This window comes from Laedolimicola ammoniilytica (assembly GCF_025567165.1).
GTDB lineage: Bacteria > Bacillota > Clostridia > Lachnospirales > Lachnospiraceae > Laedolimicola > Laedolimicola ammoniilytica.
The window spans coordinates 41,978-66,639 of the sequence record NZ_JAOQKC010000001.1 but is presented as its reverse complement, the minus strand read 5'-3'; the positions used below and the strand labels follow the sequence as shown (position 1 = coordinate 66,639).

The following is a 24,662-nucleotide window of genomic DNA, read 5'->3' as shown; positions in this document are numbered from 1 at the left end:
ATCGTGTTTCAAATATTAATTGTAGAAGATGATAAAGAATTAAGCCAGCTATTCCAAAAAGTGCTTGAGAAGAATGGATATCAGGTCAAAAGTGCATCGGATGGAGCACTGGCATTAGAAATATTGGATAAAGAGTATATTGATCTGATCATTTCCGATATTATGATGCCGGTTATGGATGGTTATGAACTGGTGTCGGAACTCCGTTCAGCAGGATATCAGATACCGGTACTTATGATCACTGCGAAAGGTTCCTTTGATGATATGCGCCAGGGATTTCTTTCGGGAAGTGACGATTATATGGTAAAACCGGTAAATGTGAATGAAATGGTTTTAAGAGTCGGAGCACTGCTTCGCCGTGCACAGATACTGAATGAACACAAAATTGTGATCGGTTCAACAGAGTTTGATTATGATGCAATGACGGTTACAACTGATAAGGAAAGTCTTGTTTTGCCTAAAAAAGAATTCCTGCTTTTATATAAGCTTGCAGCTTCGCCAGGCAGAATATTTACAAAACAACAGTTGATGGATGAAGTATGGGGATACGAGACGGAGGCAGACCCACATACGATAGAGGTACATATAGGAAGAATCAGGGAGCGTTTGAAAGATAACCCTGATTTTGAAATCGTAACAATGCGTGGAATTGGATACAAGGCGGTGAAAAAATAATGGAACAAAAGAAAGAAAAAGGATTGCGGATCCGATCCTGTCTGACTGGTGCAATCTGGCTGGCACTTGTATTTTCAACAGTCATATCTGCGTTATTATTTGCTTTTTTGAATCATTTTTTTAATCTGCCTGGTAGCATACCTGTGCTTGGCTGGCTTTTGATTTTTAATACATTGATTGCAGGGCTGATTACTTCCTTTATCAATGCAAGGTTGCTGGAACCAATTACCAGACTCAGTAAAGCAATGAAGGAAGTTTCGCAGGGAGATTTTGAACAGCACTTGGAAACGAACAGCCGTATCGCAGAAGTTGGAGAATCTTACCAGAGTTTTAATGTGATGACAAAAGAGCTTCGTGCAACAGAAGTACTGCAGATGGATTTTGTCTCCAATGTTTCTCATGAGTTTAAGACCCCGATCAATGCCATTGAAGGATATACAATGCTTCTTCAGGGAGAAGAACTGTCTCAGGAGCAAGAGGAATATGTAGAAAAAATCCTGTTTAATACCCAAAGGCTTTCCGGATTGGTTGGAAATATTTTGCTGTTATCCAAGTTAGAGAATCAGAACATACCAGTGAAAAAAACAGAATATCGTTTGGATGAACAGATCCGTCAGGCATTTCTTTCCCTGGAAACAAAATGGACAGAAAAAGAAATTGGTTTCCAGGTAGAGCTGGAGGAAGTTAAATATACTGGGAATGAAGGACTTTTTATGCATATATGGATGAATCTTTTAGATAATGCGATTAAGTTCAGTCCTGCAAAGGGGACAATTATGATGTTTCTGAAGCAGGAAAAGGATTCTGTAATGTTTATTCTGGAAGATGAAGGACCGGGAATAGAGGATGATGTGAAAACCAGAATATTTGATAAATTTTATCAGGCAGACGGTTCTCACAAAGCAGAAGGAAATGGTCTCGGCCTTGCACTTGTGAAGCGGATCGTAGATAGTGCTGGCGGGACAATCAAGGCAGAAAACCGGGAATATGGTGGATGCAGATTTGTTGTAGAGCTTCCAATACAGAAAGATGAGGCCATATAAGTTTAGGAAAAACAGATAGCGGAGGAATTACATGACATTTTATCAGGAATTGCAGTTAAATCAGGCAGGTTCTAAAAATCTGTTGAAAAAGAGTGAAACAGTGAAAGAAAAATCATATCATATACTGGTATATTTGGTAAAGATAGCTGTTACAATGGCATTTTGTTTTTTATTTGTTACTATTTTCAGTATCTTATTTGGAAATGAGAATAGTATTGTGGGTGTAGTAGTTTTATTATGCCTTATGGTATTTCGGAATGCGGATCTGGGGATCCACACCGGACAATCTACGATGCTTTTGGCTTTGTTCTTTGTAATTATGACTGTATGTCCGCATTTAGCAAACCAGCTTTCACCGGTACTTGGAATGCTGTTAAACATTGCTGCACTGGCAGTGCTGATTCTGTTCGGATGTCATAACCCATTCATGTTTAACCAATCCACATTGGTTCTTGGTTATCTGTTATTGTATGGATATGATGTAACAGGAAAAAGTTATCAGATGCGATTAACCGGAATGGCATTAGGTGCAGCACTTACCTGCTTCGTATTTTATCGAAATCATAAAAACAGAACGTATAAAAGAAATTTGAATGATTTGGTACAAGAATTTGATATATCTTCTTCCAGAACAAAGTGGCAGTTATGTCAGATCATATGCGTACCGGCAGTACTCTGCATTGCGGAACTCTGCAATATGCCACGGGCAATGTGGGCTGGAATTGCGGCAATGTCAGCAATCTTACCATTTATAGAGGACATGCAATACAGAGTCCGCAAAAGGATTGTCGGAAATATTGCAGGTGTAATATGCTTTACAGTACTATATTTTCTGCTTCCATCATCCATCTATACATACATAGGAATCCTTGGCGGAATTGGTGTAGGACTTTCTGCAAAATATGGCTGGCAGGCAGTATTTAACACATTTGGTGCTTTGGCCATTGCTACAGAGAGTTATGGACTAAAAGGAGCAGTTGGTCTTAGAGTGATTCAGAATGTTTTTGGCGTTGTATTTGCATTAATATTTTGTTCTATGTTTTATTGGCTTATGTCGAAAAAAAAGGAAACAGTGGTAACCGTGGCTGCAAAATAACGTGGGTTAGAAAGAAAAAAGGTTAATCCGGAGATGGCAGCTTTGCTGACGAGTCTGGCAAAGAGTATAAAGATGTAAGGGAAAATGTAAGATCTGTTGGCTTTCAAAAGAAATATCACGATTCTCACCGGCGACAGTGGTTCCGGCAAAACCGTATTGATTGACCTGATTCGCGATTACCGAAGATTCGCATTCCGGCTATGAATTTTTCCATGCCCTGGCAGAGCAAAAGCAGATTACTTGCATTACAGCTAACGGGAAGTCAAATATCATGAAGTTAATTTTTGGGGATTAATTATAATCTATCTAGCAGTTACCTGGGGACATAATGTCCCCAGGTTCGATATCACTTCGGCATTCCATCTGGTTTTCTTATTTTGACAAAATGTAACGCCGTGGTTGAGTTTCAACGGTTATGCTGTTTTTTCTGCTCCTATACTCATTTTCACTTCAAATGTCGTTCCCCTATGCTTATTTGCATAAACTTCAATCGTCCCGTCATGAGCCCGCACAACTTCCCGCACCATCGCAAGTCCAAGCCCTACGCCTCCAAGCTCCCGGCTTCTTGACTTATCTACCCGGAAGAACGGCTCAAAGATCTTTTCCCTGAATGCCTCATCAATTCCATTTCCGGTATCCGAAACCGTCAGAACTGCTTCGTTCTTTTCCCTTATTGCTGATACGGTAACGGTTCCACCTTTCCGATTGTATTTAATCGCATTTTCCACAAGATTATATAGCATTCTGTAAATCAGAATATCACTTCCTGTCAAAAATAATTCTTCATCTGCCTTTTCTCCTGTTCCCTGCGACTTCTGTATCAGTTCAACCTTCTTTTCCTGTGCCAGCGGTTCCAAATCTGTCAGCACTTCCTCAATCAGACTATGGAGCTCAATTCTGTCATTTCGCGCTACTGTCTGTAATTCGCTCATATCCAGAAGCGTTCTGACCAGCTTACTAAGGCGTTCATTCTGCTCCGTTACCATCTGAATGGTCTCTTCTGCCGCTGTTGTACTCTCCGGATGTTCTGTTGTATGGTATAGATCCAGCTGCGCCTGGATTAAAGCCAGTGGAGTACGTAACTCATGTGCTGCATTTCCCGTAAACTGGCGCTGCGTCTCAAAGGATTCGGAAAGCCGCATAAGCATTTTATTATAAGACGTACGAAGCCTGTCCAGCTCTGCAATCTTATTCTCTTCGATAGTATAATCTGTCAGATTCTGCGCCTGAACTTTTTCCACTGTCTCTGAAAATTCCCTGAGTGGTTTCAAGGCCCGTCCACTGATAAAATACGTCGCTGCACCGCCAAACAACGCTACAATCACAGTAATCAGAAAGCTTCTGCTTCTATAATCTGATTTGGAGTTATAAATCTTCATGGAAAACTGCGCCACAAAGTCATCCCACTCATCCTCCGGAATATCAATGTACACTGCTTCCGGCGCTGTGCCCTGATCTGTGACAGACTCCTGAAGCGTATCAAAATAATAGACTCCGTTTTTATATAAGAAAAAGGTAAGACATCCGCATAATATGGTAATAAGCGCTGTGGTAAGAAGTGTTAATTTCCACTGGAGTGATACTTTTTTTATGTTAATTTTTTTCATACTTTGCTATCTCCCCCTATCTTATAGCCCTCACCGATTTTGTTCACGATTGGATCATATCCGAGTCCTGCCTTCAGTTTTTTTCTCAAAGAAGACATATGCACCCGGATGGAACCGCTAAAGCTGTCCACAGAAGAATCCCAGACATGCTCAATCAGTTCTTCCTGACTGACCGGTCTTCCTTGATTTAAAAGGAGATATTCTAAAATTCCATTTTCTTTTCTCGTCAACGCAACCGGGTTATCTTCTGCATATGCAACTCTTTCTCTCGTATCAAATCGAAGTTTTCCACATTCCAAACAGATATTTTTTTGTACAAATTTTCTTCTTGTCAGGCTTCTCACGCGGGCTTCCAGTTCCTGCAGGTGAAATGGTTTTTCCATATAATCATTTGCACCGGAATCCAATCCCTCAACCTTATCTGCAATCTGACTTCTCGCAGACAGGATTAATACCTTTGTTTCTTCATTTTCTTTGCGAAGCTCCCGAAGGATCTCCATCCCATCCACCCCGGGCAGATTCAGATCAAGCACAATCAGGTCATATCGTTCCGCATAGATCATATCCAGTGCCTGCTCTCCGTCATTACACATATCCACCTCATAACCTGCCTGGTGCAGACTTTTCGCAATCATATCGCATAATTTTTTCTCATCTTCCACAACTAATAATCTCAATTTACTTTTCTCCATTTTCTTAACAGGGAATTTACATCCCATATTATATAATGTAACCATGGAACGGTCAATAAACCGGCTAATTGAGCAATCACATCGAAAGGAGCAGTTACTATTTTCAGTAACAAGTGGTATTTGAATGAAATCAGAAAAAGCAATACAGATTTTTTTACTTGCAGCTGGTCTCGTATTTTTTCTTGTTGGGATTTTCCGTGGAGAGGCTGCAGTCGTACTCAGTAAGGCAATCAAATTATGTATGGAGTGTGTGGGAATTGGATAAGAAATTAAAATCAAGCAAAAACTTCCTAGTTCGCTTCCGCGGATGGATTCAGGCAGCTGCAACACTGCTGACCAATCTTCATATTCCGAATCTGTTTAAAGGGAAACTCTATCAGGGAAAGGTAAAAACCATATGTGTTCCCGGATTGAACTGTTACTCCTGCCCGGCTGCCACCGGTGCCTGTCCGATTGGAGCTTTCCAGGCTGTCGTCGGTTCCTCAAAATTCAAGTTCACCTACTACATCACCGGATTCTTTATCTTGCTGGGAGTTCTGTTCGGACGATTTATCTGCGGTTTTCTCTGTCCGTTTGGATGGTTTCAGGATCTGCTGCATAAAATTCCAGGTAAGAAACTATCTACTGCCAAGCTAAAACCCCTGCGGTATCTGAAATACGCAATTCTGGTCGTCTTTGTTATCCTGCTTCCGGCATTGGTAACGAATTCGCTGGGTATGGGAGACCCGTTCTTCTGCAAATACCTGTGCCCGCAAGGCGTACTTGAAGGCGCAATTCCACTGTCCCTTGCTAATTCAGGAATCCGTGCGGCACTCGGGCACTTATTTACATTTAAGTTTATAATCCTTATACTTGTAATCATCTTAAGCATTCTGTTTTACCGTCCATTCTGTAAGTGGATCTGCCCGCTTGGCGCTGTTTACTCGCTGTTTAACAGAGTATCCTTTCTTAAGATTCAGGTAGATTCTGAAAAATGTGTCAGCTGTCAAAAATGCAGTCATGCCTGCAAAATGGATGTAAATGTAGTAGACACACCAAATCACCCGGAATGTATCCGATGTGGAGCCTGTATGAAAGCCTGTCCAACAAACGCGATCTGCTATCATTACGGATTTTCAGGCAAGAAACAGGCTGACCATAAATAAAGTAAAATGAATCAAATCATATTCAAAAGGAGATTAAAAACCATGAAAAACAAATTACGCAGAAAAAACTCAATGAAATTGAAAAAAGCAATTGCGGCCTCTCTTGCCATTTCCATGCTTTTTGCATTCACTGGTTGTGGAAATTCCTCTGATTCCGCGACAGCGGAAAACACGGAACAGGAGTCTGCTTCCGCCACAGATGCAGGTGGAACGTCTGCGCCCGCCGAAAAGCTGGACGACCTGTACCAGCAGGAGAACCGGATTTTTGCAGATCACAAAAATGTATGGGACAAGGTCTTTGGCTTTATGAGTAAGAACGTCAACGATGATACCATGAATGAAAACTATGCGGACTTTCTTGCAAATACAATAGAATCAAACAAAGATTCTTTCTCCGAAGAAGAATATGCTACCCTGAGTAAAGACATAGAAACGATTCGGGGCATCGAAGAAGAAATTACAAAACTTGAAAAAGAAATTGCCGCATCTGATTCTTCCAGCGGTAGTTCCTCCAGCTCAGCTGACTCTGCAGGTGTGTTCCACGGTTTCAAAGGGAAAGACCTGGATGGTAACGATGTAGATGAAAGCCTTTTCGCCCAGAATAAAGTGACGGTTGTAAACTTCTGGTTCAGCGGATGCAAGCCCTGCGTTGAAGAACTTTCCAAACTGAATGAATTAAATGATGAAATCAGGGACATGGGCGGCGAAGTTGTCGGTATCAATACCGATACCTTAGATAATAATCAGGATGGAATCAAAGAAGCGAAAGAAATCCTGAAGGCCCAGGGAGCTTCCTACAAAAACCTGACCTTCGATTCCGATTCAACCGTTGGAAAATATGCGGGAAACATTATGGCATTCCCGACAACCGTTCTCGTGGATAAAGACGGAAATATCATTGGCGAACCTTTCATGGGCGGAATCAATGATCAGTCAAACTACGAGCAGTTGATGAAACAGATTCAGTCCATACTTGATCAGAAATAATGTATTAAACCTGTGTAAACAGGATAGGCTTGGTGCCTGAGGCAGCCTTCGAGCTGCCTTTACATAGTTCCTGCTTTCAAAAAATAAAAAAATTTGTGTTTTTGAAAGCGACATCTTGCATATACTATTAGCAGACAGTATAATAAGTACAGCGAGGCGGTTTCGAGAAATGAAAAAATTTCAATTTTTGAAAGCGGGTGACGATATGAAAACCATCACGAGAGCAAAATATCTTGATAGAATCATTGAACTGAATGGCACTCCTGACATCAAGATAATCACCGGTATTCGTCGCTCTGGTAAGTCCAAACTGATGCAGGCGTATATTGCGTATCTGAAAAGCAATTTTGAAAACATCAATATTATCTTCATTGACTTCATGGATTTGGCGTATGAAGAAATCAAAGAATACCATGCCTTACACGCCTATGTGGAAGAACATTATCAGGAAGGTAAAACGAACTACCTGTTTGTAGACGAGGTTCAGATGTGCCCCAAGTTTGAGTTGGCGATCAACAGCCTTTACTCCAAAGAGAAGTACGATATTTATGTGACCGGCTCCAATGCTTTCCTGTTGAGTGCGGATCTGGCAACTCTGTTTACCGGACGCTATATTGAAATTCATGTGTTTCCTTTCAGCTTCCAGGAATATTGCCAATATTATGATGATGTTAGTGATAAAGATAACCTCTTTGATGAGTACGCCATCAAGGGCGGTTTAGCAGGTTCTTACGCTTACAGAACCGAAAAAGACAGAACAAACTATATCAAAGAGGTCTACGAAACGATTGTTACAAGGGATTTGGTGCAGAAATATGCGCTCCCGGACACTTTGGTTTTACAGCGTCTGAGCGAGTTCCTTATGGATAATATCAGCAACCTGACTTCTCCGAATAAGGTCAGTCAGCTACTGACAACAAATGAGACTCCGACCAACCATGTAACCGTCGGCAAGTACATTAAGTATTTGTGCAATGCTTTTGTATTTTATGATATTAAGAGATACGACATCCGAGGCAAGAAATACCTTGAAAGCTCTGAAAAGTTCTATTTGTGTGACAGCGGTATTCGATATGCAATACTGGGAAGCAGAAATATGGATTATGGCAGAGTCTATGAAAACATCGTTTGCATCGAGCTTCTCCGCCGTGGATATGATGTTTATGTCGGCAAGCTCTATCAAAAGGAAATCGACTTTGTTGCTCAGAGAGGCAGTGAGAAGTTTTATATTCAGGTCAGCGACAACATTTCCGGGCAGGAAACATTTGAGAGAGAATGCTCTCCTCTGCTTCAAATTCGAGATGCTTATCCGAAAATGATGATTGCCAGAACCAAACATCCCCAATATAGCTATGAAGGAATCGAAATTCACGATATAGCCGATTGGTTGCTACAAGAATAAGCAAGGCGAAATATCTCCGTCCCAAATGATAAGGAGGCAGCCGCTATGAAAAAAATGATAACTATAATCCTTTTCCTTATGCTGACACTTCTTTTCGTCGGCTGCGGAAAAGCCGATACCTCAGAGGTAGAAATCGATTATGGAACCTCTTCCCTTTATTCCAAAGAAGACATGGACGCCGCCATTAAGGTTATACGAAAACAGTTCCGTTCCTTTGAGGGCTGCGAATTACATAGCCTCTCCTATATATCCGATGAAACCTGCAGTGATCCCGATACCCTTGCATGGATGAACGATTTGCGAACGGAAAAAGACGAGAAAGAGCCTTTTACCCAATGCATCGCATTTGACAGCAGCTTCCGTTCACCGGAAAATGGCGGCGGCGCATGGGAAGCGAACGAAGAATACACCTGGTCCTGGTGGCTGGCCCGGAGCGAAGGCGGAAAATGGAAGCTCATGACTTGGGGATATTAAGGGAATTCCGTAGGGATAAATGGCAAATGAAATATACTTCTTGACAGAAACAACAGCGATGGTATATAGTTTTCTTAAATAAAAGGGAGTAACTTACGCTTGCGAATCTGCGTTTGTGGCGTCGTCAATACGGTGGAAGCATCCGGTGTCACAAAAAAACAGTGAGACTTTTATTGCATATTTATTGTGCAATAAAGGTCTCTTTTTTTATACAAAAATTTCTGTTGGCAATACTTAGGAAAAAGGAGGAAATCATATGAAACAAATTTATCAGCAAACGCCGGAAGATGTTCTGAAACATGTGAACAGCAGAGAATCCGGACTTACCGGCGAAGAAGTAAAAAAAGCCAGAGAGATCTACGGCTGGAATGAACTTGCGGAAGGAAAAAAGAAAAGCATCCCACAGATTTTCTTTGAACAGTATCGGGATTTTCTGGTGCTTATTCTGATTGCGTCGGCAATCATATCCGGTGTGCTCGGAGACATGGAAAGCGCGCTCGTTATTCTGATCGTTATCACGATTAATGCAATTTTAGGAACTGTTCAGACCATAAAGGCAGAACAATCCCTGCAAAGCCTGAAGACGCTTGCCGGCCCGGAAGCCAAAGTATTGCGCGACGGTACAGTCGTTCAGCTTCCGGCAAGGGAGCTGGTCATCGGGGATATCATCTTGCTTGAGGCAGGCGATATGATTCCGGCAGACGGAAGATTAATCGAGAACGCCAGTCTGAAGATTGACGAAAGCGCTCTTACCGGAGAAAGCCTTGCTGTAGAAAAAAGCCTGGATACTCTTTCCGCAGAGGTTCCCCTTGGCGATCGGACTAATATGCTGTTCTCTGGAAGCTTTGTGACCTATGGCCGCGGCAGGGCAGTTGTGACCGCCATCGGAATGCAGACCGAGGTCGGGAAGATTGCCGGACTTTTGAAATCCACCTCAGAAAAGCAGACGCCCCTCCAGGTAAATCTGGAGGCCTTCGGAAAGAAGCTTTCCATCTTAATTCTGCTTTTTTGCGGAATCTTATTTGCCCTCAGCGTGTTCCGGGGTGAACAGCCCGGCAACGCCTTTCTGTTTGCCGTAGCGCTTGCGGTCGCTGCAATTCCGGAGGCCTTAAGCTCCATCGTCACCATAGTTCTTTCCTTTGGAACGCAGAAAATGGCGAAGGAACACGCTATCATTCGCAAGCTTCAGGCGGTGGAGGGTCTTGGAAGTGTCTCTATTATCTGTTCCGATAAAACAGGAACGCTTACCCAGAACAAGATGACCGTAGAGGATTATTATATAGATGAAAAACGGATTTCCGCGTCTGCCATTGATGTAATGGATCCGGCGCAACGATATCTTCTGGACTGCAGTATTTTATGCAATGATTCAACCAATGAAAATGGAGTCGAAATCGGAGATCCCACAGAAACTGCTCTGATTAATCTGGGAAGCCGCTGCGGAATTCATGCCGCGGAAGTAAGAAGCGCTTATCCCAGGAACGGAGAGCTTCCCTTTGACAGTGAACGTAAAATGATGTCAACCCTTCATGAAATAGACGGTGAGAACCGACTGATCGTAAAAGGCGCGGTAGACTGTCTCCTTGAACGGACGAAACAGATCTGGACCAAAGAGGGCGTCCGGGAAATGACAGCGGACGATAAAGAGAAAATCCAAAAACAGAATCAGGAATTTTCCATGGAAGGACTCCGCGTGCTTGCCTTTACCTACCGGCCCCTTCCGGAAGAACATCTCTTAACCGCCGAAGATGAAAATCATCTGATCTTCCTGGGTCTGATCGCTATGATGGATCCGCCGAGAGAGGAATCGAAGGCAGCGGTTACCGAATGTATCAGAGCCGGAATCCGGCCAGTTATGATCACCGGGGATCATAAGATAACAGCGGCGGCAATCGCGAAAAGAATCGGCATTTTACAAGACTTATCTGAAGCCTGCGAGGGAGCGGATATTGAACATTTAAGCGATGAGGAGCTAAAAGCGCTGGTCCCGAATATTTCGGTGTACGCAAGGGTATCTCCGGAGCATAAGATCCGTATTGTCCGCGCATGGCAGGAAAGAGGTATGATTGTCGCAATGACCGGAGATGGCGTCAATGACGCCCCCGCGCTGAAACAGGCAGACATTGGCGTTGCCATGGGAATCACCGGAACAGAGGTTGCCAAGGATGCTGCAGCGATGGTGCTTACCGATGATAACTTTGCAACGATTGTAAAGGCAGTAGAAAATGGCCGTAACGTCTATCGGAATATTAAGTACGCAATCCAGTTTCTGTTGTCCGGAAACTTCGGAGCAATCCTGACGGTTCTTTGCGCGTCGATAGCAGGCTTTCCGGTTCCGTTTGCACCGGTACATCTGCTGTTTATCAATCTTCTGACAGACAGCCTTCCGGCAATTGCCCTGGGCGTAGAGCCCCATAGCAGCGAGGTCATGAAGGAAAAGCCGCGCGCTGCGGGTGAGTCGATTCTGACAAAAGATTTTCTCAGCAAAATCGGCCTGGAGGGCCTGGTCATCGGTATCATGACGATGGTTGGATTTCTGACCGGATACCATCAGAACGGCGCGCTGCTTGGAAGCACGTATGCATTTGGAACCCTTTGCCTGTCGCGTCTGTTCCACGGCTTTAACTGCAAATCCGATCACCCGGTTCTCTTTACCAGCCGCTTCTTTCAGAATCCCTGGCTGTTGGGAGCCTTTGCCCTGGGCGCAGTGCTTATCACAGCCGTACTGACCCTTCCCGTCCTTCATCTCCTGTTTAAGGTGGAATCCCTGAACCTGACGCAGCTTGGCCAGATATATCTGTATGCAGTTATCAGTCTTTTGCTCATTCAGGCGCTGAAATGGATTCGTATGAAATTAAAAAAGAATGGAGAAAACAATGGATCTAAATAACTTATCCATGAAAAAAATCCGCGAACTCATCGTATTTACCGCATTTTTTGTCATTGCGCTGTGGAAATTCGATATCGTGATCGATGTAATAAAAACCATCTGGGACATTCTGTCTCCCTTTGCGCTGGGAGGCGCCATCGCCTTTGTCATCAATGTCCCCATGAGCTTCTTAGAAAAGAAGCTCTTTGGAAACGCAAAGGAAAAAGGAACGAAGGCCGCCGAAAAATTCGCGCGGCCCGTAAGCCTGCTTCTCACCCTTACCGGGATTGTCGTCCTCCTTGTCCTCGTGATGTTTGGAGTCATTCCCCAGCTTACCAGGACCATCGGAACTCTAATCACAAACATCACTGCCTTTATTCCTCAGATGCAGACCTGGATTCTGGAATTTTCACACAATAACCAGGAAATCGTGCAGCTGGTAAATCAGATCCGGTTTGATCCGGACCAGGCCGTCAGATGGGGAATGGGCCTTCTGGGAAAAGGAACCGGAAATGTGATGAACACAACCATACTGGCTGTCGGCTCCATCGTCAGCGGTATCACGACCTTTTTTATCGCGTTTTCTTTTGCCTGTTATATTCTGTTTCAGAAAGAAAAATTGCGCATTCAGGTAAGGAAGGTATTTTTTGCCTTTCTCCCAAAAGAAAAAGCGGAAGCCTCCCTTCGAATCTGTTCCCTGACTTATCGGACCTTTGCAAATTTTCTTACCGGACAGTGCCTGGAAGCGGTGATTCTCGGAAGTATGTTTCTCCTTGTCTTAAGTATTTTAAAAATGCCCTATGCGCTTTTAATCGGAATTCTGATTGCGTTTACCGCTTTGATTCCCATTTTCGGCGCATTCATAGGCTGTGCAACGGCAACCTTTCTCATTTTCATGGTAAGTCCCAAACAGGCTGTTTTGTTTATTCTTGTATTTCTGGTTCTTCAACAGCTGGAGGGAAATCTGATTTATCCTCATGTGGTCGGCGGCTCTGTCGGGCTGCCCTCCATCTGGGTGCTTGCGGCTGTGACAATTGGCGGAAATCTGATGGGAATTGTGGGAATGCTTGTCTTTATCCCACTGACCTCCGTTTTGTACACCCTTTTCCGGGAGTACGTATATCTGCGCCTGAAAAAGCGGCACATAAACTGGCAAAATTTTTCTTGACCTCTCTTTTTCTCCGCGTTACTATAAGAAAGATTTAAAATCGTATTCGTATGACATCGAAAAGGAGAGCCTGCTATCTATGCTAGACCTGACCGAAGGGCGCCCGTTCCGGGCGCTTCTTATCTTTGCGCTTCCGGTAATCGGAGGCAACCTGTTCCAGTTATTTTACACGCTGGCAGATTCTGTCATTGTGGGACGGACGCTGGGCGCCGACGCGCTGGCTGCCGTAGGCGCCACCAGTATGATTGTATATTTTGTACTCTGCTTTATCCAGGGCTTTACCAATGGCTTCGGTATCTGTCTGGGTCAGCGGTTCGGCGCAAAAGACACAGTCGGTATGCGCAGAAGCGTAGCTGCGTCCACCCTGTTAAGCATCCTTTTTACCATTTTCGTAACACTGGTTTGCTGCGCGCTCTCCCGTCCGATCCTGGACTGGATCCATACGCCGGAGGATATCTATCAGCAGGCCTATGACTATATGTTCGTTATCCTGCTTGGCACCGCCGCGCCGGTTTTCTACAATCTGATCTCCAATCTGCTCCGGGCTCTCGGCGACAGCCGGACACCCCTGTACTTTCTGATCTTTTCTTCGCTCTTAAATGTGGTTCTTGATATCGTTTTTATCGTCCCACTGCACATGGGCGTAGCAGGCGCTGCCTGGGCGACGGTACTGTCCCAGTTTATTTCGGCCTTTTTGTGCCTGATTGCGGGTTTACGTTCCTTTGAAATACTGCGGCTCCACCGGACGGGTTTTCACGGCATCGGCCCGGATCTTATCTCCCATCTGAAAATCGGTTTTCCCATGGGCTTCCAGATGTCTGTCATGTGCATTGGCCAGATCTCCATGCAGTCTACCGTCAACGCTCTGGGATCTGCGGCAGTCGCCGGCTATACAGCCGCTACCAAGGCCGACCAGGTATCCGTTCTGGTCAATAACGCCATGATGACCGCTATCTCCAACTATGTGGCCCAAAACTATGGAGCCGGTAAAAAGGACAGAATTCTGGCAGGCGTCCGGGCTTCTCTGCTCCAGACGGAGGCTCTGAATCTCCTGATGTGCGCCGGAATCATTCTGCTGCGCCACCCCATTGTAACACTATTTATCGCAAATCCCAGTGATGAAATCTTCTCCTATGCCAACGGCTATCTGCTGATCGTGGCTCCCTTCTACTGGCTGCTGGGACTTCTGGCTGTCTACCGGACCAGCATCCAGAGCATGCAGAATGGTACTGCTCCCTTTGCCGCCTGTATGATAGAGCTCGTCATGCGTCTGACCGCCACCATCGGCCTTACGGCAGCTATCGGCTATATGGGCGTCTGTCTGGCCAGTCCTCTGGCCTGGGCCGGAGCCTGCGGACTGCTGATTCCGGTGTATTACCGGATGATTCGGAATCTGCATTTTGCTGATACTTAAGTAGCTGAGGTTTCCTTTCTTCACCGGAACCTGTTTTTCGGAGTGCGTCTGTGACCCTCTTTTTACGCTTGCTAAGTCTCCCACACCGGTTCTGTCTCCCGGCTGTCCCGCTCCTGCTCTACCCGTTCGGCGGTCTCCCGGATGGCTGCCTCGTGGCCGGTCAGGGCTGCGAAGGGTGAGAACTGAGCCGCCCGATCAGCGCGGGGCATCTGGGGATGTACTGTGGACTGGTGGTGCGGTAAATGGATGATATCTTCGTATGAATCTGATTTTCCCATAAATCAAAATCTTCTTTCTAAATGATTTTCTTTCTGATTTTCCGCATAACAAACGGCAGCTCTGCGCTAGGCCCGGTGGCCTCCGATCTGGCTGTTCCGGTGCTGGGCGGTGGCTCCTTCCTGCAGGTTCGAGCCCTTCAGGATTGCGTTTTTTCCATATCGTTTCTTGATGTCCAGCATGGCTTTCTGCAGACGCTTTTCCTTTTCCAAGGCCTCTTTCTGCGCTTCCGTTTCCTTTTTTTCTGCCTCATAATCGGTAAACAGGCTGAGCTGCTCATAGGTCTCTTTCTTCTGTACGCTCTCTTCCCGCACCAGGTGATTGGCCGTCACTGTAATGCGGCGCACCAGCAGGTTTTTATTTACGATTCTCTCACACAGTTCTAAAATCGCCTGAATCAGGATAGCAGAGGAGGATGTCTGCCGTTCCAGATTGGCCGTACCGTGGGCGTGCTTAGGGACCCTGCGTCCATATCGATCCACGGTAATTTCCCCATGATAATTCTTTCTGCGCTCCGGATCCGTCAGGTTGTCTATATCGTATCCAACCGTCAGTACCAGTTGATCGGTCACCAGACCCTTATCCACCAGATCCAGCGCCAGCAAATCGGTCATCTCCCGAACCACCATCCGGGCTTTTTCATATTCATAAGGATACTGAAGTACCTGGCCGGAGACGATGCTGTTATTCTCGGGCTTATAGGCCTTGATTTCGGGAATCGTACAGGGTTCCCAGCCCCAGGCGTGATCGATCAGAAGCTCCGCATTGACGCCAAACAGCTTATATAAAAGTTCTTCGTTGTAGTAATCGCCTGGCTTTCCCACAGAACAACGGGCGATATCGCCCATGGTATACAGACCCTGCTCCTGAAGCTTTCTGGCATAGCCGGGACCCACCCGCCAGAAATCCGTCAACGGCCGATGACTCCAGAGCTTACGCCGATAGGACATCTCATCCAGCTCCGCGATGCGGATGCCGTCTGCATCCGGCTCCACGTGCTTGGCCAGGATATCCATAGCTACTTTACAGAGATATAGATTGGTACCGATCCCGGCTGTAGCTGTGATGTCGGTCTCCCGGTAGACTGCCCGGATCATTTCTGCCGCCAGCTCTCGGGGCGTCTTCTGATAGGTATTCAGATAGGTGCTTACATCCATGAATACCTCGTCGATGGAATAGACATGCATATCCTCCGGTGCAATATAGTTCAGATAGATCTCGTATATCTGTGAGCTGTATTCCAGATAATGGGCCATCCGGGGAACCGCTATGATGTAATCCAGGGCGTATTCCGGATGGGCCGCCAGCTCCGCCGCGTCCGACGAAGCTCCCGTAAACTGCCTTCCCGGCGCCCGCCGAAGCCGCTCCGCATTGACCGCACGTACTCTCTCTACGACCTCGAAAAGCCTGGCCCGGCCAGAGATCCCGTATGCCTTCAGCGCAGGCGTCACTGCCAGACAGATGGTTTTTTCCGTCCGCTCCGGATCAGCCACCACCAAGTTCGTCGTCAGCGGATCCAGTCCCCGTTCCCGACATTCCACGGAGGCATAGAAGGATTTTAAATCAATCGCCACATAGCAATGTTCTTTTTCCATTTTTCCAAACACCTCCAACCGCTTCCGGTGTCGCTCTTCTTATTATGCTTATTATTCTTGTCCTTATTATAAAACAACCGCATCTTATTTTCAAGAACAAATGTTCGGTTTTCTTATCTGTTTTTTTGTCCCACCTGCCAGAACGCCACCGCGCTGGCCGCCGCCACATTCAGGGAATCTACCCCGTGGGACATGGGAATTTTTACCGTATAATCACAGTCCGCAATGGTAGAAGCTGCCAGGCCGTCCCCCTCGGTTCCCAGAATCAGCGCCAGCTTTTCCTCACTCATCAGATCCGGATCATCGATACTGACCGAATCGTCCTTCAAAGCTAGGGCTGCGGTTTTAAAGCCAAGCTCCCGCAACATTCCAATTCCTTTTTCCGGCCACTCCTCTTTGTCGAAAAAGGTCCATGGAATCTGAAACACCGTTCCCATACTGACCCGTACTGCCCGGCGGTAAAGGGGATTGCTGCAATCGAAGGTCAGGAGCACCGCATCCATATGAAGGGCAGCCGCGGAACGGAAAATAGCGCCCACATTCGTAGGGTTTACCACATTTTCCAGAATGGCAATACGCCGGGCGTTCCCGCACACCTCCCGCACAGACGGAAGGGCTTTCCGATACATGGCACAGAGCATTCCCCTGGTCAGCTTAAAGCCCGTAAGCTGCGCCAGAACCTCCATTTCCGCCGTGTATACAGGAATGTCGCCCAACCGCTTAAGGATTTCTTTTGCTTCGCCCTCGAGCTGGCGCTTTTCCACCAGACAGGACACCGGCTCATACCCTGTATCCAGTGCCCGTTCGATGACTCTGGGGCTTTCCGCGATAAACATTCCTTGCTTCGGGTTAGCCCGGTTGACTAACTGATTTTCGCTGTTACGCGCGTAGATATCCAGCTCCGGCGCGTCAAAATTGCTGATTTCTATGATATGAGACATATTCATTTCCTTTTCTTATCCACAAAAACGGACTGAATTTTATTACCCATTCAGTCCGTTTTCCTTTTATACTATCTCTCGTTTTCTGTTAATTATGGTAAATCACCTCGCCCTGCATCCAGACCACGCCCTTGAAACGGCGGCCCACTGCCGGTTCACCCAGCAGATCGTCCTTGTTGATGCAGACCTCGAAGACCAGATCGTGGCTCTCCAGCGTCAGAACATAGATCCATTCCTTTGTCAGGCTGTTCTGCACCAGATGATACTCGAGAATCTCTCCCAGCACATTATAATGGTCGCACTCCACGCCGTAAGGCATAAAATACGTGGACACAATCGAGAAGACGTCCTCATGGGCGATCCGCCGTGAAATCATGGAATAGGTATCCATGTCCTCGATGGTCAGGTTCTCGATGGCCTCCTCATCCCCCTCGCGGGCCGCCTTAATCAGTTTGGTCCGCTGCAGAATTGCCTGGGTGTTCTCCTCCGGCGTCAGGCTCTGGGCCACCGGCAGGAGGATCTTGCCCTCCGTGGACAGTCCTGCGAGTTTCAGTGTGACAGTGCAGGATGAAAAATGACTCCGCCGCCGTTCACTTAAGTAGTCCGCCACATTCTGTACATAGAAAATGATCGTGACGCCCATGGCCAGATCGTCGATGACGCCCGCGTAGGATTCCTTTTCCGCATGGCGCTCGATGGTGATATTGTCGTAGAACTTCTCCTGTCGTCCCTGGAAATAGGGAAAATAATACTCGCTCTGGTATTCGCCCCGTTCATTGTACTCGCCCCGGAGCATAATACCCATGCCCGGCGCAAATTCCTTTCTCCGTTCGGAGAAATCATGCCCTTCGTAATCGCCGGAGGTCCGCTCTATCTGGTAACTCTCCTCTGCCATTTTCAATAACTGATTTAATTCTTCTTTACTTTCAATTCGGCTGAATCCGATTGCTCTCAGATACTCATGCACTGTAATCACCTCCTTCGGGATCAGTTATCCACAATTCCACTGAATTATCCACTTTTGTGGATAACCCGTGGGATATGTGGATAGTTTGTTTTTATCGAATCTCTTTCATACCGCCCATGTACGGCTGCAGCGCCTCCGGGATACGAACGCTTCCGTCTGCCTGCAGGTTGTTCTCCAGGAACGCGATCAGCATACGCGGCGGAGCAACTACGGTATTATTTAAGGTATGCGCGAAATACTTGCCCTTTTCCCCGTTGATACGGATTTTCAGACGACGTGCCTGTGCATCGCCCAGGTTGGAGCAGCTTCCTACCTCGAAGTACTTCTTCTGACGCGGGGACCATGCCTCTACGTCCACAGATTTCACCTTCAGGTCAGCCAAATCGCCGGAGCAGCACTCCAGAGTACGTACCGGGATGTCCATGGAACGGAACAGGTCTACGGTATTCTGCCACAGACGATCAAACCACATCTTGCTGTCCTCGGGCTCGCAGACTACGATCATTTCCTGCTTCTCGAACTGGTGGATACGATATACGCCTCTCTCCTCCAGGCCGTGTGCGCCCTTCTCCTTACGGAAGCAGGGAGAATAGCTGGTCAGGGTCTTCGGCAGCTCATCCTTCTGAAGAATGCTGTCGATAAATTTACCGATCATGGAATGCTCGCTGGTACCGATCAGATACAGATCCTCGCCCTCGATCTTATACATCATGGCGTCCATCTCCGCGAAGCTCATAACGCCGGTTACTACGTTGCTGCGGATCATGAAGGGCGGTACACAGTAAGTAAAGCCTCTGTTAATCATAAAGTCGCGGGCGTAAGCCAGCACTGCGGAATGCAGTCTCGCGATATCGCCCATCAGATAATAGAATCCGTTTCCGGCTACCTTTCTTGCACTGTCCAGGTCGATGCCGTTGAAACGCTCCATAATTTCTGTATGATACGGAATCTCAAAATCCGGAACCACCGGCTCGCCGTAGCGCTGAACCTCTACGTTCTCGCTGTCGTCTTTCCCGATCGGTACACTCGGGTCAATAATGTTCGGGATAGTCATCATGTCCTTCAGGATCTTCTCATCCAGCTCTTTTTCCTTCTCGGAAAGCTCTGCCAGACGGTCTGCCTCTGCAGCTACCTGCTTCTTGACTTCCTCTGCTTCTTCCTTCTTGCCCTGGCCCATCAGCGCGCCGATCTGCTTGGAAAGCTTGTTACGCTCTGCGCGAAGATTATCTGCTTCCTGCTGAGCTGCCCGCTTCTGCGCGTCCAGTTCGATAACCTCGTCTACCAGTCCCAGCTTCTGATCCTGGAATTTATTACGGATGTTCTGTTTTACGATTTCCGGGTTTTCTCTTAAAAATTTTATATCCAGCATGATTTTTCTCCTTTACTGCTTTTTTATGGATTATTTCATTTACATTCACTTTATCATATAATACTCCCGGCTTTTTTTCAAGCCTGGCTTTTGGCTTTCTCAAGCGCTTTCTGCTCATCCTCAGACAGTAGGAGCTCAGATTCTCCGTTTTTGATTTCTTTAATATAAGAGTAGCCGCCTTCATTTCCGTAAACAGAGTTGATCAGGAAACCATTGTTCTCCTGATCCAGCAGTGCCAGCGCGTAACTTAAGTCACCGCTCATTTCACGGAAGGCATTATACTTAACCATACCCATTTTCTGAAAGGTGATTTTCTGATTTTTCCGAAGGCCGATGATATCTTCCCTCAGAATCTGATTCATCTGATCTACCTTATCTGCCTTTTCAATACAGGATAAAATCGTATCCTCCAGGCTTTCCGCATCCTTGCCCCGCATATAGCGATCCAGCTTGCGGCGCAGATTCTTTAGTTTACATAATGCTACCACTATCAGGATCAGCAGGATCAGAAGCAAGAGCAGCATCCCGGCCAGAATGTAGGCTGTGTCAATTCCGGTTACCTGATATACATATTCTAAAATTGGGCTCATGATATCTTCCTCTCCTTAGTTGTTGGTAATGGCTTCAAAGATTCTCTCCAGATCCTCGCGGGAGTAGTATTCGATCTCGATCTTTCCTTTTCCTTTGGCCTTCTGTTTGATCGATACCTTGGTTCCCATGGCTGCCTTCATTTTTTCTTCCAGATCTGTGTAAATGAAATCATCCACCGGATCTGATTTTGGCTGTTCCGGTTTTTTCTCTTGAATTTTTCTTACAAGCTTTTCCACTTCCCGGACACTGAGCTTTTCATCAAACACCCGGGTAGCCACATTTACCTGCAGCTCCGGATCCTCGATTCCCAGAAGAGCTCTGGCATGACCGGTAGTCAGCATATCGTCAATGACCATCTGCTGTACTCTCTCGTCCAGCTTCAGCAGACGCATGGAGTTCGTCACGGCGGCACGGCTCTTGGATACCCGCTCTGCCAGCTCGTCCTGCTTTAAATGAAATTCGTTCAGCAGTCTTTTGTATGCCAACGCTTCTTCAATGGGATTCAGGTTTTCTCTCTGAATATTCTCAATCAGAGAAATTTCCATAATCTCCAGATCCGAATATTTTTTTACGATAACAGGTACCTCCTTGAGTCCCGCTATCTTAGCGGCGCGCCAGCGGCGTTCGCCTGCGATAATTTCATAAAATCCATTCTTTTCCTGTACCACCAAGGGCTGTATAATTCCGACCTGCTTGATGGATTCTGCCAGCTCCGCAAGAGCGTCCTCGTCAAACTGCTTTCTTGGCTGATCCTCCCGCGGCCCTATCTTGGAAAGCTTCACCTTCATTTCGATCGGCTTTTCCACTATCTTTTCTACTACTTTTTCTACTACCTTCGTCTTTTCCTGGGGCGTCGGTTTGATCGTCTCCGGAATCAGACTATCCAGACCCTTTCCGAGTCCTCCTCTTCTTGCAGCCATACTTGCTCCTCTCTATCTATGTTACTCCTCCGGCCGATTGATGACCTCTTCTGCCAGAGCGCGATAACTCTCTGCGCCGGTGGATTTGGGATCGTATACCGTAATCGGATATCCATGACTGGGCGCTTCGGCTAGGCGCACATTTCTCGGTATGATTGTGCTGTATACCTTCTGCTTTACATTCGCCCGGACATTTTCCACCACCTGTAGGGACAGATTTGTTCTGGCGTCAAACATGGTAAATACAATACCTTCGATATCCAGATACGGATTCAGACGCTCTCTTACCAGATTGATCGTGTGGATCAGCTGACTTAAGCCCTCCAGCGCATAATACTCACACTGGATCGGCACCAGCACGGTATCTGCCGTAGTCATGGCATTGATCGTCAGCAGATTCAGGGACGGCGGACAATCAATGATGATAAAATCATATCGATCACGGATCGTTTCTACCGCCTTCTTAATAATGAATTCTTTTTCATTAATTCCAATCAGTTCAATCTCAGCGGCTGCCAGATCCACATTCGACGGAATTAAATGAAGATTTTCAAATTCCGTATATTCGATACAGTCCTGGATTTCTTTTTCTCCCAGAATCAGGTCATAGATGGTCGTTTCAACCTGATTTTTGTCAACTCCCACTCCACTGGTGGCATTTCCCTGGGGATCACTGTCTATCAAAAGTACTTTTTTTCCTTTTTCAGCCAGAGCCGCAGCCAGGTTAATCGATGTTGTAGTTTTGCCAACGCCACCTTTCTGATTGGCAACTGCTATGATTCTTCCCATTTTTTTCTCCTTCGATCAAAGGTAGGGCGCAGATTGCCTTGCCTTCGAGAGATGTTTCACGTGAAACATTTAAGCTATATTTTCGTTTTGTCGCGTTAAAATTTATTATAACACAGGATATTTTAGATTGCTATACAGAAACAAATTTTCCCTTATAATGCCTTCCGGGGACAGGCTTTGACACATTCCATACAAAGAATACATTCTGTGCCGTTTTTTCGTTTTCTGGAATTGTCTGTGATATCCACATCCATCGGACATACTCTTTTACACTTTCCACAGGAAATACATTTTTCCACATTACATTTGACGCGGACTAGAGAAAAATAACTTGCAGGCTTCAGAAATACCGTGATCGGACAGAGATATTTACAAAAGGCCCGGTTATCCTTGAAAAGAAATGCAAGCGTAATTCCTATTACGTAATAAAGAATATTTCCGATCACAAAACTCCAAAACATGATGCGCTCCAGATGTCCCACCTGAAGCAAAAATAGAGAAGCTACAAAAATCAATGATATTCCAAACGTGACATAACGTAACTTTTCCCATTTTTTATTACGGGAGGTCTGGGGAATTTTATAGGGAAGAAAATCCAGAACCATGGCAGTCCAACAAGCATAACCGCACCAACCTCTTCCAAAAACAAGCGGTCCAAATATTTTTGCAACGGCATAATGTATCGTTGCCGCTTCAAATACACCGGTAAACAGATAATACCAAAATCCCTCGATCTGCATATTTTCTCCGCAAATCAATCCCAAATACACGAGCATATAGAGACCAACCAATAGTTGTACCATATGTCTGGCATATCGATTATTCATTTGAAAGAGCAGTAATCCAACTGCCAGCACGGTACCTATGTAAGAAAAATTAAACAAGTAAAATACCTGTTCCTTTGTCAGCCACAAAATCACCGCTATGCTTTCAAATATCAGCCAAAATCCAACCGGAATATACCATCTTTGACGTTTCATCTTTGATCCTTCTCTCTATTTATCTGATAAATGTGCCAACCGATGTTCCTCACTATTTTTGTAATCTCCATGCGTATGTCCATGTTTTTTCCCCGATGTGATATGATGATGTTCATGCACATGGGTAATAACATGGGTATGGATTCTTCCGTTATGAACATGAACAATGGTATGGGAATGCTCATGGAAATGATATCTTACCATAGTGTCATACACAACCATAATGCTGCCGATCAGCATAAAGATGAGTCCAACAAAATAAGCTGCCGTAAGCTTTTCTCCATTTATAAGAAAGGCTAAAAATGTACCTATAAAGGGTGCCACCGCATAGTATGCGCTTGTTTTTGCTGCCCCCAAATCCTTCTGAGCCCTGATATACATAAAGATACTCAGTCCATACGCTACAAATCCAAGCAGCATGGCAAGCATCATATCCTTCCATTCCGGAATCTGTTCTCTTAAAATAAAGGAAATCATCAGAGAACCACCGCCTGAGAAGATTCCCTTTAAAAACACGATTTCATAAGTACTCTTATCTGAAATCTTTCTGGTACAATTATTTTCCAATCCCCAACAGCTGGTCGCCAGAATCACAAACAAAGATCCGAGAGAAAACTGAAAACTACCGCTTCCCTCAAAAGAAAGCACAATGCTGGATACCGTAATAAAGCCAATCGCTGCCCAGAGCCTGGCCGTTACCTTCTCCTTAAATACCAGCAGCGCAATCAGCGTTGTTGTTACAATTTCAAAATTTCCCAATAGCGAAGCATTTGACGCGGATCCGATACGGATTCCAATCATTAGAAATATAGGTGCTGCGATATCCAGCACAATCATTCCTATGGTATACGGAAAGTCTTTTCTGGTCAGCCTTTCTGACTTATCCTCCCCTTTTACACGAAACAAATACAGAAATCCAACTCCGATTCCGGCGCCAAGATATAGAAACGCAGCCATCATCGTAGGCGGTATCTGATTCAGAAGAATTTTTGAAAACGGGGTATTGATCGCATAGAAAATAGCTGCAAGTAACGCCAGCACCACTGCCATTGCCTGTCTCTTTTTATTCATACTACCACCTTAGCTTTTTTTCTTAACCCCTGAAACAAACATTGCTACAATTCCCAGCAGCAAATAAATCAGAGCATACAAATTCACACCGATCAATTTCATGTCTTTCAACCCTTCTCATGCTTTTCAAAATACGCTTTTAAAATTACCAGACTTTCCTCGCGCAGTACACCTGCCGTAACTTGTGGCTGCCAGAAAGAATTGTCAAATACCATTTTAGAACAATTACATCCTTCATTTCCAAGGATTTTCTCCAGTTCCATATTGCTTGCAGCATAAACCAGACGTCCCAGCTTTACCCACACCATTGTGCCACTGCACATAAAGCAAGGTTCACAGCTGGAATACATGGTATACTCCTGCAAATTCGTAATTCCAGTCTGAGCGCAGAATTCACGAATCAGACCAGCTTCCCCATGAAACGTAGGATCGTGTCTGGTATAAATTTGATTTTCATTGGTAAAAACCATCTCATTGTTCTTAACCAGTACAGCGCCGAAAGGCTCATTGCCATGCTCCACCGCCAACCTGGAAAGCTCAATCGCTTTTCTCATAAAAACTTCATCTTGCATATCTCATTTGCTCTCCTCA

At 45.6% G+C, this 24,662-nt stretch carries 23 protein-coding genes and 1 pseudogene; 11 read left to right on the top strand and 13 right to left on the bottom strand.

Annotated elements, in window-relative coordinates; translation table 11 throughout:
- Positions 1–3: 3 nt before the first annotated feature.
- Genes OCV63_RS00320 through OCV63_RS00310 form a run of 3 tightly spaced genes read left to right on the top strand, consistent with a single transcriptional unit; the run spans position 4 to position 2,814 of the window.
- The gene (locus OCV63_RS00320) at positions 4–675 is read left to right on the top strand and encodes a response regulator transcription factor (RefSeq protein WP_158361341.1); all 672 of its coding nucleotides are present in this window, start codon (positions 4–6) and stop codon (positions 673–675) included.
- The gene (locus OCV63_RS00315) at positions 675–1,718 is read left to right on the top strand and encodes a HAMP domain-containing sensor histidine kinase (RefSeq protein ID WP_158361339.1); all 1,044 of its coding nucleotides are present in this window, start codon (positions 675–677) and stop codon (positions 1,716–1,718) included. The genes OCV63_RS00320 and OCV63_RS00315 overlap by 1 nt, the downstream gene beginning before the upstream one ends.
- Positions 1,719–1,749: 31 nt before the next feature.
- Positions 1,750–2,814 (top strand): FUSC family protein, encoded by a 1,065-nt coding sequence (locus tag OCV63_RS00310; RefSeq protein ID WP_158361338.1) that lies wholly within the window; start codon positions 1,750–1,752, stop codon positions 2,812–2,814.
- Between the two features lie 413 nt (positions 2,815–3,227).
- Here the strand turns inward: OCV63_RS00310 and OCV63_RS00305 are convergent, their stop codons facing one another.
- Positions 3,228–4,406, bottom strand: a complete 1,179-nt coding sequence (locus OCV63_RS00305; protein WP_158361555.1) for a sensor histidine kinase — start codon at positions 4,404–4,406, stop codon at positions 3,228–3,230.
- A gap of 11 nt (positions 4,407–4,417) precedes the next feature.
- On the bottom strand, positions 4,418–5,158 hold the full coding sequence (locus tag OCV63_RS00300) for a response regulator transcription factor (RefSeq protein ID WP_158361336.1): 741 nt from the start codon (positions 5,156–5,158) through the stop codon (positions 4,418–4,420).
- A gap of 79 nt (positions 5,159–5,237) precedes the next feature.
- Here OCV63_RS00300 and OCV63_RS17600 point away from each other — a divergent pair, with 79 nt between their 5' ends.
- From OCV63_RS17600 to OCV63_RS00260, 8 genes are all read left to right on the top strand, one after another.
- Positions 5,238–5,378, top strand: a complete 141-nt coding sequence (locus OCV63_RS17600; RefSeq protein ID WP_158361334.1) for a CD1871A family CXXC motif-containing protein — start codon at positions 5,238–5,240, stop codon at positions 5,376–5,378.
- Positions 5,371–6,258 (top strand): 4Fe-4S binding protein, encoded by an 888-nt coding sequence (locus OCV63_RS00290; RefSeq protein ID WP_158361332.1) that lies wholly within the window; start codon positions 5,371–5,373, stop codon positions 6,256–6,258. The genes OCV63_RS17600 and OCV63_RS00290 overlap by 8 nt, the downstream gene beginning before the upstream one ends.
- Positions 6,259–6,300: 42 nt before the next feature.
- Positions 6,301–7,245, top strand: coding sequence for a TlpA disulfide reductase family protein (locus OCV63_RS00285; protein ID WP_158361331.1), 945 nt, complete (start codon positions 6,301–6,303; stop codon positions 7,243–7,245).
- A gap of 169 nt (positions 7,246–7,414) precedes the next feature.
- A complete protein-coding gene (locus tag OCV63_RS00280) occupies positions 7,415–8,647 on the top strand; it encodes an ATP-binding protein (protein ID WP_158361329.1) in 1,233 nt (410 codons plus the stop codon).
- A 45-nt stretch (positions 8,648–8,692) separates the two neighbouring features.
- Entirely contained in the window at positions 8,693–9,121 is a 429-nt protein-coding gene (locus OCV63_RS00275) for a hypothetical protein (RefSeq protein WP_158361327.1), read from the top strand.
- Positions 9,122–9,377: 256 nt separating this feature from the next.
- Positions 9,378–12,011: a cation-translocating P-type ATPase gene (locus OCV63_RS00270; protein ID WP_158361326.1), complete on the top strand. Its 2,634-nt coding sequence runs from the start codon at positions 9,378–9,380 to the stop codon at positions 12,009–12,011.
- On the top strand, positions 11,998–13,158 hold the full coding sequence (locus OCV63_RS00265) for an AI-2E family transporter (RefSeq protein ID WP_262670565.1): 1,161 nt from the start codon (positions 11,998–12,000) through the stop codon (positions 13,156–13,158). Before OCV63_RS00270 ends, OCV63_RS00265 begins: the two co-directional genes overlap by 14 nt.
- 79 nt (positions 13,159–13,237) lie before the next feature.
- A complete protein-coding gene (locus OCV63_RS00260) occupies positions 13,238–14,572 on the top strand; it encodes an MATE family efflux transporter (protein WP_158361323.1) in 1,335 nt (444 codons plus the stop codon).
- A 95-nt stretch (positions 14,573–14,667) separates the two neighbouring features.
- On the opposite strand, the pseudogene OCV63_RS00255 reads toward OCV63_RS00260, so the two are convergent.
- From OCV63_RS00255 to OCV63_RS00205, 11 genes and pseudogenes are all read right to left on the bottom strand, one after another.
- Positions 14,668–14,850: pseudogene (locus OCV63_RS00255) on the bottom strand (hypothetical protein); the annotation flags it as partial.
- A gap of 66 nt (positions 14,851–14,916) precedes the next feature.
- Positions 14,917–16,443, bottom strand: a complete 1,527-nt coding sequence (locus OCV63_RS00250) for a Y-family DNA polymerase (RefSeq protein WP_158361320.1) — start codon at positions 16,441–16,443, stop codon at positions 14,917–14,919.
- A 113-nt stretch (positions 16,444–16,556) separates the two neighbouring features.
- On the bottom strand, positions 16,557–17,384 hold the full coding sequence (locus OCV63_RS00245) for a TrmH family RNA methyltransferase (protein ID WP_158361318.1): 828 nt from the start codon (positions 17,382–17,384) through the stop codon (positions 16,557–16,559).
- An 88-nt stretch (positions 17,385–17,472) separates the two neighbouring features.
- Positions 17,473–18,351 (bottom strand): DUF3881 family protein, encoded by an 879-nt coding sequence (locus tag OCV63_RS00240; protein WP_158361316.1) that lies wholly within the window; start codon positions 18,349–18,351, stop codon positions 17,473–17,475.
- 91 nt (positions 18,352–18,442) lie between these two features.
- Positions 18,443–19,720: a serine--tRNA ligase gene (serS, locus tag OCV63_RS00235; RefSeq protein ID WP_158361314.1), complete on the bottom strand. Its 1,278-nt coding sequence runs from the start codon at positions 19,718–19,720 to the stop codon at positions 18,443–18,445.
- A 77-nt stretch (positions 19,721–19,797) separates the two neighbouring features.
- Entirely contained in the window at positions 19,798–20,310 is a 513-nt protein-coding gene (locus OCV63_RS00230; RefSeq protein ID WP_158361312.1) for a DUF4446 family protein, read from the bottom strand.
- A 15-nt stretch (positions 20,311–20,325) separates the two neighbouring features.
- Positions 20,326–21,231, bottom strand: a complete 906-nt coding sequence (locus OCV63_RS00225) for a ParB/RepB/Spo0J family partition protein (RefSeq protein WP_158361310.1) — start codon at positions 21,229–21,231, stop codon at positions 20,326–20,328.
- A gap of 21 nt (positions 21,232–21,252) precedes the next feature.
- The gene (locus OCV63_RS00220) at positions 21,253–22,020 is read right to left on the bottom strand and encodes a ParA family protein (RefSeq protein ID WP_158361308.1); all 768 of its coding nucleotides are present in this window, start codon (positions 22,018–22,020) and stop codon (positions 21,253–21,255) included.
- 152 nt (positions 22,021–22,172) lie between these two features.
- A complete protein-coding gene (locus OCV63_RS00215; RefSeq protein ID WP_158361306.1) occupies positions 22,173–23,000 on the bottom strand; it encodes a 4Fe-4S binding protein in 828 nt (275 codons plus the stop codon).
- A gap of 15 nt (positions 23,001–23,015) precedes the next feature.
- A complete protein-coding gene (locus OCV63_RS00210) occupies positions 23,016–24,071 on the bottom strand; it encodes a DMT family transporter (RefSeq protein WP_158361304.1) in 1,056 nt (351 codons plus the stop codon).
- A 107-nt stretch (positions 24,072–24,178) separates the two neighbouring features.
- Positions 24,179–24,643: a nucleoside deaminase gene (locus OCV63_RS00205; protein WP_158361302.1), complete on the bottom strand. Its 465-nt coding sequence runs from the start codon at positions 24,641–24,643 to the stop codon at positions 24,179–24,181.
- Positions 24,644–24,662 lie beyond the last annotated feature (19 nt).

Coding starts and splice junctions, on each gene's coding strand:
- OCV63_RS00285 (WP_158361331.1), top strand. CDS start 6,301: ATGAAAAACAAATTACGCAGAAAAAACTCAATGAAATTGAAAAAAGCA.
- OCV63_RS00210 (WP_158361304.1), bottom strand. CDS start 24,071: ATGAATAAAAAGAGACAGGCAATGGCAGTGGTGCTGGCGTTACTTGCA.
- OCV63_RS00280 (WP_158361329.1), top strand. CDS start 7,415: ATGAAAAAATTTCAATTTTTGAAAGCGGGTGACGATATGAAAACCATC.
- OCV63_RS00275 (WP_158361327.1), top strand. CDS start 8,693: ATGAAAAAAATGATAACTATAATCCTTTTCCTTATGCTGACACTTCTT.
- OCV63_RS00220 (WP_158361308.1), bottom strand. CDS start 22,020: ATGGGAAGAATCATAGCAGTTGCCAATCAGAAAGGTGGCGTTGGCAAA.
- OCV63_RS00310 (WP_158361338.1), top strand. CDS start 1,750: ATGACATTTTATCAGGAATTGCAGTTAAATCAGGCAGGTTCTAAAAAT.
- OCV63_RS00250 (WP_158361320.1), bottom strand. CDS start 16,443: ATGGAAAAAGAACATTGCTATGTGGCGATTGATTTAAAATCCTTCTAT.
- OCV63_RS00215 (WP_158361306.1), bottom strand. CDS start 23,000: ATGAAACGTCAAAGATGGTATATTCCGGTTGGATTTTGGCTGATATTT.
- OCV63_RS00270 (WP_158361326.1), top strand. CDS start 9,378: ATGAAACAAATTTATCAGCAAACGCCGGAAGATGTTCTGAAACATGTG.
- OCV63_RS00245 (WP_158361318.1), bottom strand. CDS start 17,384: ATGTCTCATATCATAGAAATCAGCAATTTTGACGCGCCGGAGCTGGAT.
- OCV63_RS00260 (WP_158361323.1), top strand. CDS start 13,238: ATGCTAGACCTGACCGAAGGGCGCCCGTTCCGGGCGCTTCTTATCTTT.
- OCV63_RS00205 (WP_158361302.1), bottom strand. CDS start 24,643: ATGCAAGATGAAGTTTTTATGAGAAAAGCGATTGAGCTTTCCAGGTTG.
- OCV63_RS00300 (WP_158361336.1), bottom strand. CDS start 5,158: ATGGTTACATTATATAATATGGGATGTAAATTCCCTGTTAAGAAAATG.
- OCV63_RS00225 (WP_158361310.1), bottom strand. CDS start 21,231: ATGGCTGCAAGAAGAGGAGGACTCGGAAAGGGTCTGGATAGTCTGATT.
- OCV63_RS00230 (WP_158361312.1), bottom strand. CDS start 20,310: ATGAGCCCAATTTTAGAATATGTATATCAGGTAACCGGAATTGACACA.
- serS (WP_158361314.1), bottom strand. CDS start 19,720: ATGCTGGATATAAAATTTTTAAGAGAAAACCCGGAAATCGTAAAACAG.
- OCV63_RS00315 (WP_158361339.1), top strand. CDS start 675: ATGGAACAAAAGAAAGAAAAAGGATTGCGGATCCGATCCTGTCTGACT.
- OCV63_RS00265 (WP_262670565.1), top strand. CDS start 11,998: ATGGATCTAAATAACTTATCCATGAAAAAAATCCGCGAACTCATCGTA.
- OCV63_RS17600 (WP_158361334.1), top strand. CDS start 5,238: ATGAAATCAGAAAAAGCAATACAGATTTTTTTACTTGCAGCTGGTCTC.